This window comes from Streptomyces niveiscabiei (assembly GCF_001419795.1).
In the GTDB taxonomy this organism is placed as follows: Bacteria; Actinomycetota; Actinomycetes; order Streptomycetales; family Streptomycetaceae; genus Streptomyces; species Streptomyces niveiscabiei.
The window spans coordinates 1-8,793 of the sequence record NZ_LIRL01000511.1 but is presented as its reverse complement, the minus strand read 5'-3'; the positions used below and the strand labels follow the sequence as shown (position 1 = coordinate 8,793).

Genomic DNA, 8,793 nt, shown 5'->3' with positions numbered 1-8,793 from the left:
GAGGCAGTCCACCCCCAGCCAGGGGCGGCTGCTACGGGGCCGGGAGGTGCTGATTAGGCTCCGGCCTCATGGACGTACTCATCCATTTCTTCGTCGGCCTGCACATCATCGGCATCGCCGCGCTGCTCGGCGGGTTCCTCGCGCAGGTGAAGGCGATGGGGCAGGGCACTGCTCGCTTCGTCCCCGGGATGCTGCACGGGGCCGCGACCATGCTGGTCACCGGGGTGATTCTGGTCGGGCTGAATCAGGCCGACGACCAGCATGTCGACAACGTCAAGATCGGCGTGAAGCTGGCGCTGCTGGTCGTCATTCTCGGGCTGACGTATGTGAAGAGGGACGACGAGAAGGTCGAGAAGCCCCTGTTCGGGCTTGTCGGGCTGCTCACCGTCGTCAATGTCTTCATTGCCGTGCTCTGGACCTGAGGTCCGCTGCGGGTTTCTTCGTTACCGGTGGTTACACGTGTTCAGGCCGGGCGTACCACGCTGTGGATCTCCGACGTTCCCGCGAAGTGGATGGATTCCTCGCAGACGTACGCGCCGGGGCGCGGGGCGTGGATCATCCGGCCCTCGCCGATGTAGATGCCGACGTGTGTGATGGCGTCGTGGAAGAAGACCAGGTCGCCGGGGCGGGCGTCCGGGAGGCGGATCGGCTTGCCCGCCGTGACCTGGCCGAACGCGGTGCGGGGCAGGGCCACTCCGGCGGATTTCCAGGCGGTCTGGGTGAGGCCGGGGCCGTCGAAGGAGCCGGGGCCCGCGGCGCCCAGGACGACGGGTTTGCCGAGTTGTTCGCGGGCGAAGGCGAGGGCTCTTTCCGCCTCGGCGGATATCGGGGTGGATTCCGTTTGGCGGGGGGTTGTTTTCTGCTGTCCGGCGGTGTGGAAGGACAGCAGGGCCTGTGCTTTGCTGAGTTTTCCCTGGACTATGGATTTCGCGTGGCTGAGATCGCTTTCCGGGTCGTCCGTTTCGGGGGCGGCTGTCGCGGGGGCGGTCAGGAGCGTCGTCGGCAGGGGGAGTTCCGGGAACGACGGGTGGTTCGGCGGTATTTCGTCGGACCAGTCCGGGATCCGGTCGGCGCTTCTCGGCGCGGCCTCGTGGCCTGCGGGGTGGCCTGCGGGTGCGCTCGTGAAGTTCTCCGGGCCGGCCGTGAAGTCGTAGTCGTGGCCGGGGCTCTGGTCGGGGTCCTGGGTGATCGACGGCGGGAACGACGGGAGCGGTGGCAGTGCGGGCGGCGGCGGGGGTAGGGGCGCCTCCTGCGTGCGGTAGCGGGCCGCCGTGTCGAGGAAGGTCTTGGCGCGCTTGGTCTCCTTCTCCTTGGCCGCCGCGTCCTTCTTCGATCCCGACTGGCTGCTGTAGAAGGCGTCGAGTTTGGCCTCGACGTCTTCGAGGGTAGGTCTGCCGTCGTCGGACGGGTTCGGGGTGGCCTCGGCGGGCTGGGAGAACATCGCCATGGACGTGATCGCGGCCGTGGCGAGTGCGGGGGCGCCGATGCCTGACGCGCGCATGCCCGTCCAGCGGAGCTTGCGTTGTGACGCCAATGGAGGCGACTCCTTCCTTTGTCCGCTGCCGGGTTAGCGGTGGGGGTCCCCCAGGCCATAGGCGCTGGAGGAGGGTTCGGGCGGGGGTGCTGCTGCGGAAGGTTGCCCTACGGCCTTCCCCGGCGGAGGTCGGCCGATTCACCCCGAGTTCTCGGTGGGTCCCCGGCTCCGGCTGCCTCGCGCACGGGGGCGGGCCGGACTCGGCGGAGGCCGCGCGGCCCGGCGACGTTCGCCGGTGGGTGACAGGCGGCCTTGAGCGGCACGGTAGCCAACTCGTGTGGCTTCTGTGAAGGTTGGCGGGCGATTTGCCCGATACGTTTTTGTGACCTGTGTCGAAGTCCCCGCAGGTCATCACGGGTTGTGATAGGGGCGATCCGGAAGGTGAGCAAGGGCAATGCGGGGGACCGGGTCCGGTTGTCAGTGGTGGCCTCTAGACTCGGAGAGCGATGAGCAGCCTCTTTGACGACAGCTTCCTGGCGGACCTCCAGGCCCCGCGCGGGCACGCCGAGGAACCCCCTCCGCCGCCCGAGGACGAGCAGGGTCCGGAGCCCGTCCCGGCCGATTTGTTCGACGGGAAGTTCGACCTGCCGCCGGACCGTGACACCCACTACCGGGGCGGCGCCCCCCGCCCGGTGCTGGACTCCGCCGCGCTCGTCGACGGGCTGAACGACAACCAGCGCGCGGCCGTCGTCCACGCCGGTTCCCCCCTGCTCATCGTCGCCGGCGCCGGGTCCGGCAAGACCCGCGTACTGACCCACCGCATCGCGTACCTGCTCGCCGAGCGGAACGTCCACCCGGGCCAGATCCTCGCCATCACCTTCACCAACAAGGCCGCCGGCGAGATGAAGGAGCGCGTCGAGCAGCTCGTCGGCCCGCGCGCGAACGCGATGTGGGTCATGACCTTCCACAGCGCGTGCGTACGGATCCTGCGCCGCGAGTCCAAGAAGCTCGGCTTCACCTCGTCGTTCTCGATCTACGACGCGGCCGACTCCAAGCGGCTGATGGCCCTCGTCTGCCGGGATCTCGACCTCGACCCCAAGCGGTTCCCGCCGAAGTCGTTCAGCGCGAAGATCAGCAACCTGAAGAACGAGCTGATCGACGAGGAGGACTTCGCCGCCCAGGCGAACGACGGCTTCGAGAAGACCCTCGCCCAGGCGTACGCGCTGTACCAGTCGCGGCTGCGCGAGGCCAACGCCCTCGACTTCGACGACCTGATCATGACGACCGTCAACCTGCTGCGGGCGTTCCCCGACGTCGCCGAGCACTACCGGCGGCGCTTCCGGCACGTGATGGTCGACGAGTACCAGGACACGAACCACGCGCAGTACGCGCTCGTGCGGGAACTCGTGGGCGGCGTGGTGGGCGAGGCCGCGGACATCCCGCCCGCCGAACTCTGCGTCGTCGGTGACGCCGACCAGTCCATCTACGCCTTCCGCGGCGCGACCATCCGCAACATCCTCCAGTTCGAGGAGGACTACCCGGACGCGACGACGATCCTGCTGGAGCAGAACTACCGCTCCACGCAGACGATCCTGTCCGCCGCCAACGCGGTCATCGAGCGCAACGAGTCCCGCAGGCCCAAGAACCTGTGGACCAACGCCGGCGCGGGCGCCCGCATCACCGGCTACGTCGCCGACACCGAGCACGACGAGGCCCAGTTCGTCGCCGAGGAGATAGACCGCCTCACCGACGAGGGCGCGGCCAAGGCCGGTGACGTCGCGGTCTTCTACCGCACCAACGCCCAGTCCCGCGTCTTCGAAGAGGTCTTCATCCGCGTCGGCCTGCCCTACAAGGTCGTCGGCGGCGTCCGCTTCTACGAGCGCAAGGAGGTCAGGGACGTCCTGGCCTACCTCCGCGTCCTCGCCAACCCCGAGGACTCCGTCCCCCTGCGCCGCATCCTCAACGTCCCCAAGCGCGGCATCGGCGAGCGCGCCGAGGCGATGATCGACGCGCTCTCCCAGCGCGAGAAGATCAGCTTCCCGCAGGCGCTCAAGCGCGTCGACGAGGCGTACGGCATGGCCGCGCGCTCCGCGAACGCCGTCAAGCGGTTCAACGAGCTGATGGACGACCTCCGTACGGTCGTCGAGTCCGGCGCCGGTCCCGCGACCGTCCTGGAGGCCATACTCGAACGCACCGGCTACCTCGCCGAGTTGCAGAACTCCACCGACCCCCAGGACGAGACCCGCATCGAGAACCTCCAGGAACTCGCCTCCGTGGCCCTGGAGTTCGAGCAGGAGACGGGAGAGTCGGGAGAGTCCGGGGAAGGGGAAGCGGCGCCGCGCGGGCTCGCCGACTTCCTGGAGCGCGTCGCGCTGGTCGCCGACTCCGACCAGATCCCCGACGAGGACGAGGACGGCTCGGGCGTCATCACGCTGATGACCCTGCACACCGCCAAGGGGCTGGAGTTCCCCGTCGTCTTCCTCACCGGCATGGAGGACGGCGTCTTCCCGCACATGCGCGCCCTCGGCCAGGTCAAGGAGCTGGAGGAGGAGCGGCGGCTCGCGTACGTCGGGATCACGCGGGCGCGCGAGCGGCTGTACCTGACGCGGTCCACGCTGCGCAGCGCCTGGGGGCAGCCCTCGTACAACCCGCCGTCGCGGTTCCTGGAGGAGATCCCGGGGACGCACGTCGACTGGAAGCGGACAGGGGCGCCGGCCGCGCCGCCGTCCGCCGTCACCTCGTCCCTGTCGTCGTCCAGGTCCTCCGCGAAGGGCGCCTCCGGGTTCGCCACGCGGCGGGGCGCCGAGGAGAAGCCCGCGATCGCGCTGGCCGTCGGGGACCGGGTCACCCACGACCAGTTCGGCCTCGGTACCGTCGTCGGCGTGGCGGGCGCGGGGGCCAAGGCCGAGGCGACGATCGACTTCGGCGAGGGGAAGCCGAAGCGGCTCCTGCTGCGGTACGCGCCGGTCGAGAAGCTCTGAACAGGGGCGGGCCCTCACCGGTGCGGTGAGGGCCAGGTCGTACGACTGAGTTCGTACGACTGAGTTCGTACGACGCTTACGTCGGGTCCAGCCCGTGGCTGCGCAGCCACGACAGGGGGTCGATCGAGGAGCCGCCGTTCGGCCGGACCTCGAAGTGTAGGTGCGGGCCCGTGGAGTTGCCGGAGTTGCCGGAGTACGCGATCGGCTCGCCCGCCTTGACCGTCGTACCCGACGCGACGCGGTAGCTGGAGAGATGGCAGTACCAGGTCTCCGTGCCGTCCTTCGCCGTCAGGATCAGCATGTTGCCGTAGGCGCTGTTCCACTGGGTGCGGACCGTGCCGTCGGTCGCGGCCATCACCGTCGTGCCGTACGCCACCGGGAAGTCGATGCCGGTGTGCATCGACATCCAGTTGATGCCGGACTGGCCGTAGTACGCGCTCAGGCCGTGCTGGGCCACGGGCAGCGCGTACTTGGGGCGCAGCCGCTCCAGGCGCGCCGCCTCCGCCGCGGCCTTCTTCTTCTCGGCCTCCTGCTGCGCCTTGAGGTCGATGCGCTCCTGCGTACGGCTCGCGCGGTCCGCGAACGCGTCGGCCTCCGCGCTCAGGCTCGCCAGCTGGGTGTCCAGCTTGTTGTTCGCGGCGGACGGCTTGACCGACTTCGGCTCCACGGCCGAGGCGGTCGTCTCCTGGGTGTCGTCGCTGAACGTGCCGACCGAGGCGGCGGCGATACCGGCGACGCTCATCACGCAGGCCGAGGGGACGGCGACGGTCAGGAGCGCGGAGCGCTTCGCGGGGGGCTTGCGGCGGGCCGCGCGGTTCGCTGCGCGGCCTCCGGGGCGGGGGGTGGGGCTGTGGTCGGCGCCGGAGTGCAGGACGTCGGCGGGGGTCGTCTCTTCCTGGCCGTCCAGGAGTTGGCCGCCCGGGAGAACGGGGAGTTCGCCGGTCTCGGCGAGGGGCGTCGCCTCGAACGTGGTGGTCGGCTGCTGGTCGAAGGGGAGGTCGTGCTCGGGGCTGTCGTACGCGGCGCCGGTGGGGTCGTATCCGTCGCCGCTCGTCTCGTGGACGTCCTGTGCCTCGTGAACGTCCGGGGTGCTCGCCGAGTTCCACTCCGTCGCGTCGTACGCGCCCGTGTCGAAACTCTGCGTCCCCCACTCCCACTGCTGGGTCTGGTCGGCGGGTCCGCCCGTCTGTTCAGGGGGGAGCCAGGTCCGCGCGTCCCACTGACCCGTGCCGTCGTCGTGCGCCGGGGTCTGCGCGGGGATCGCGGACAGGTGCTGGTAGTCGGCCTGCCAGCCCGTCGTGTCGTACGCGCCCGTGTCGTACGCGGCGTGGTGCTGGGCCGCGTACGGGTCGTAGGGCTGCTGCTGGGGGACCTGTTGCTGGGGGCGGCCGTAGACCGGGCGGCCGTAGTCGTCGTAGCCGACCACGACGTACGGGGTCTCCTCGTCGTCCGACTGGTCCGCGTCGTAGCGGTTGTTCACCGGTGCCCCTCTCGGCCTGCTCGCCTCACTCGCCGCGGTACAGCTCGCGCTTGTCGATGTAGCGCACGACGCCGTCCGGCACCAGATACCAGACGGGGTCCCCCTTCGCGACGCGTGCGCGGCAGTCGGTGGAGGAGATGGCGAGCGCGGGGACCTCGACGAGGGAGACGATGCCGTCGGGCAGGCCGGGGTCGGCGAGGTTGTGGCCCGGACGGGTGACGCCGATGAAGTGCGCGAGGGCGAACAACTCGTCCGTGTCGCGCCAGGTGACGATCTGCGCGAGCGCGTCGGCGCCGGTGATGAAGAAGAGGTCCGTGTCCGGGTTGAGGGCACGCAGGTCGCGCAGGGTGTCCACGGTGTAGGTGGGGCCGCCGCGGTCCATGTCAATGCGGCTCACCGAGAACTGGGGGTTCTCGGCGGTCGCGATGACCGTCATCAGGTAGCGGTCCTCCGCCGGGGAGACCGCGCGGTGGCTCTTCTGCCAGGGCTGGCCGGTCGGGACGAACACGACCTCGTCCAGGTGGAACGCCGCGGCGACCTCACTGGCCGCCACGAGGTGTCCGTGGTGGATCGGATCGAACGTCCCGCCCATGACGCCGAGGCGGCGTTTGCCCGGGGTCGACGGGCCGGTAGGCATGTCCTGCTCTCCCATGCGGCAGACCCTACCGGCACCGGGTGAAGGTCCTGTCGGGTGTCTCAGCGGTCGCGGTTGAAGCGGGTGGTGATCCACAGCAGGAGCATCAGGATCAGGAACGCGGCACCGCCGGTGACCAGCGGGTCCAGGCTCTCGTGGTTGCCGCCGTGCTCCTCGCCCTCGGCGGCGAGGGTGACCAACTGGACTGCGGTGCTGTGGAGGCTCATCTTCGTCGGACCAATCCGGTGTGGGCTAGATAAAGACGTCGGCCCATCGTACGGGGAGGTCCCGCCGGCGATCACGCCGACTCCGCCAACCTGCGCGCGGGGCGGGGAACCTTCGCCGTGCGTCAGTCGTCCTTCTTGTAGCCGCGCAGCAGGAACCACCCCGTCAGCACACAGCCCACGACCATCACGACCAGGACGATCCGGAGCAGGTTCCCCGGTCCCTGCTGGTCTGCGGCGGCGAGCCAGACGGCGGGGTTGTGCTCCATGGTGCGGGACTCCTTAGGTGTAGTGCCGTCCACCGTAACTCCGCCTAGGCTGGCAGCGTCCTCGGGGGCACAAAGGACCGCACAAGGGTCAGCAAAGGGGCCGTAAGAAGCCCTGCCGAAGAAGCTCACTCATATCTCGCACATGGGGGATGACATGTCCGACGACGGCCAAGAGCAGAGCGGCCACGAGAACGTGCCCAGCAGGCAGCGCAGGCGATTCCCGGAGATCTCCTCGCGTGCCTACGAACACCCCGCCGACCGTTCCGCCCTGGTCGCCCTGCGCAAGCTGAGCGGCTTCGACACGGTGTTCAAGGCGCTCAGCGGGCTCCTTCCGGAGCGCAGCCTGCGCCTCCTCTTCCTCTCCGACTCGGTCCGCGTCTCCGAGCAGCAGTTCGCGCACCTCAACGACATGCTGCGGGACGCCTGCTACATCCTGGACCTGGAGAAGGTCCCGGCGATGTACGTCAACCAGGACCCGCAGCCCAACGCCATGTGCATCGGCCTCGACGAGCCGATCATCGTCGTCACCACGGGCCTCGTCGAACTCCTCGACGAGGAGGAGATGCGGGCGGTCGTCGGCCACGAGGTGGGCCACGCGCTCTCCGGCCACTCCGTGTACCGCACGATCCTCCTCTTCCTCACGAGCCTCGCGCTCCGCGTCGCCTGGATCCCCCTCGGCAACCTCGCGATCATGGCGATCGTGACGGCGCTGCGCGAGTGGTTCCGCAAGTCCGAACTCTCCGCCGACCGCGCCGGGCTGCTGGTCGGCCAGGACCTCAAGGCGTCCATGCGCGGCCTGATGAAGATCGCGGGCGGCAACCACCTGCACGAGATGAACGTCGACGCGTTCCTGAAGCAGGCCGAGGAGTACGAGGAGGGCGGCGACCTCCGCGACTCCGTCCTCAAGATCCTCAACGTCCTCCCCCGCTCCCACCCCTTCACGACCGTCCGCGCCGCCGAGCTGAAGAAGTGGGCCGAGTCCCGCGACTACCAGCGCATCATGGACGGCCACTACCCGCGCCGCACCGAGGACAAGGACACCTCGGTCACCGACTCCTTCCGCGAGTCCGCGGCCAGCTACGCCTCCAACGTCAAGAACTCCAAGGACCCGCTGATGAAGCTGGTCACCGACATCGCCGGCGGCGCGGGCGACCTCGGCGGCCGGGTCCGCCGAGGCTTCGGCGGCGGAACCCGCACCTCGACCCCGACGAAGGACCGCCCACAGACGGACACGGACGGGAACGAGCAGTAGAACCCCGGGCCCTCTCTCCGTACCGGCCGGCCGCTCGGGCCCCGGTACGGAGAAGGGGCTTGCCACGTCGGGCGGTGATCGTAAGGCCGGGAAGCTTCCTCACACCTTCGGCAGTGCGCCGCCCGCCAGGGTTCCGCACAGGGCCGCTGTGGTGCCCGTCCCGTACGGGTCTGTTCCTGCGGGGCCGGCGGTTCCTGCTGTTTGGCCTGCCAGGAGGGGGCGAAGGTAGCCGATGGCGTCGGAGGAGCAGGCGAGGGGGCCCGCCTGGGTCGAGGAGACGAGGAGCTGGGTCTGGCGCAGGCGCAGGTCGTCGTGGTCGAAGCGGAAGTGGAGTTCGCGGCGGACGGTGAACAGGGAGGCCTGGGCGGAGGGGGCGGAGGCGGGGCGGAGGGCGGAGACGTAGGTGTGGTCCGCCGTGACCTCCAGGGTCTCGGAGTGCGTCTTGGCGATGCCGAGGGCGCCGCGGACGCGGATGCCGG

General features: G+C 69.7%; 8 protein-coding genes and 1 pseudogene. 3 read left to right on the top strand and 6 right to left on the bottom strand.

What is annotated here, in order from left to right:
* Window positions 1-68 precede the first annotated feature (68 nt).
* Complete coding sequence (locus tag AOK24_RS24220) at window positions 69-422, top strand: hypothetical protein (protein ID WP_055722182.1); 354 nt, start codon at window positions 69-71, stop codon at window positions 420-422.
* A 41-nt stretch (window positions 423-463) separates the two neighbouring features.
* Here AOK24_RS24220 and AOK24_RS24215 read toward each other — a convergent pair whose 3' ends face one another.
* Window positions 464-1,534 carry a C40 family peptidase gene (locus AOK24_RS24215; RefSeq protein WP_055722181.1) on the bottom strand — a complete coding sequence of 357 codons (1,071 nt, stop codon included), beginning with the start codon at window positions 1,532-1,534 and terminating at the stop codon, window positions 464-466.
* 446 nt (window positions 1,535-1,980) lie between these two features.
* On the opposite strand from AOK24_RS24215, the gene pcrA reads away from it, so the two are divergent.
* On the top strand, window positions 1,981-4,455 hold the full coding sequence (pcrA, locus tag AOK24_RS24210; protein WP_055722180.1) for a DNA helicase PcrA: 2,475 nt from the start codon (window positions 1,981-1,983) through the stop codon (window positions 4,453-4,455).
* Window positions 4,456-4,531: 76 nt separating this feature from the next.
* Here pcrA and AOK24_RS24205 read toward each other — a convergent pair whose 3' ends face one another.
* From AOK24_RS24205 to AOK24_RS49285, 4 genes are all read right to left on the bottom strand, one after another.
* Window positions 4,532-5,935, bottom strand: a complete 1,404-nt coding sequence (locus AOK24_RS24205; RefSeq protein WP_338060950.1) for a M23 family metallopeptidase — start codon at window positions 5,933-5,935, stop codon at window positions 4,532-4,534.
* 25 nt (window positions 5,936-5,960) lie between these two features.
* Window positions 5,961-6,587, bottom strand: coding sequence for a nicotinate-nucleotide adenylyltransferase (gene nadD / locus AOK24_RS24200; RefSeq protein WP_055722179.1), 627 nt, complete (start codon window positions 6,585-6,587; stop codon window positions 5,961-5,963).
* A 44-nt stretch (window positions 6,588-6,631) separates the two neighbouring features.
* On the bottom strand, window positions 6,632-6,796 hold the full coding sequence (locus AOK24_RS49290; protein WP_165854480.1) for a hypothetical protein: 165 nt from the start codon (window positions 6,794-6,796) through the stop codon (window positions 6,632-6,634).
* Between the two features lie 122 nt (window positions 6,797-6,918).
* Window positions 6,919-7,062, bottom strand: a complete 144-nt coding sequence (locus tag AOK24_RS49285) for a hypothetical protein (protein WP_165854481.1) — start codon at window positions 7,060-7,062, stop codon at window positions 6,919-6,921.
* Between the two features lie 154 nt (window positions 7,063-7,216).
* Between AOK24_RS49285 and AOK24_RS24195 the strand changes: the two genes are divergently transcribed.
* On the top strand, window positions 7,217-8,314 hold the full coding sequence (locus AOK24_RS24195) for a M48 family metallopeptidase (RefSeq protein WP_055722178.1): 1,098 nt from the start codon (window positions 7,217-7,219) through the stop codon (window positions 8,312-8,314).
* Between the two features lie 99 nt (window positions 8,315-8,413).
* Here the strand turns inward: AOK24_RS24195 and AOK24_RS24190 are convergent.
* Window positions 8,414-8,793: pseudogene (locus tag AOK24_RS24190) on the bottom strand (SCO2583 family membrane protein); the annotation flags it as partial.

What these genes read in the sequence shown, in the direction of transcription:
- AOK24_RS24220 (WP_055722182.1), top strand. Translation starts at nt 69, where the DNA reads ATGGACGTACTCATCCATTTCTTCGTCGGCCTGCACATCATCGGCATC.
- pcrA (WP_055722180.1), top strand. Translation starts at nt 1,981, where the DNA reads ATGAGCAGCCTCTTTGACGACAGCTTCCTGGCGGACCTCCAGGCCCCG.
- nadD (WP_055722179.1), bottom strand. Translation starts at nt 6,587, where the DNA reads ATGGGAGAGCAGGACATGCCTACCGGCCCGTCGACCCCGGGCAAACGC.
- AOK24_RS49290 (WP_165854480.1), bottom strand. Translation starts at nt 6,796, where the DNA reads ATGAGCCTCCACAGCACCGCAGTCCAGTTGGTCACCCTCGCCGCCGAG.
- AOK24_RS49285 (WP_165854481.1), bottom strand. Translation starts at nt 7,062, where the DNA reads ATGGAGCACAACCCCGCCGTCTGGCTCGCCGCCGCAGACCAGCAGGGA.
- AOK24_RS24195 (WP_055722178.1), top strand. Translation starts at nt 7,217, where the DNA reads ATGTCCGACGACGGCCAAGAGCAGAGCGGCCACGAGAACGTGCCCAGC.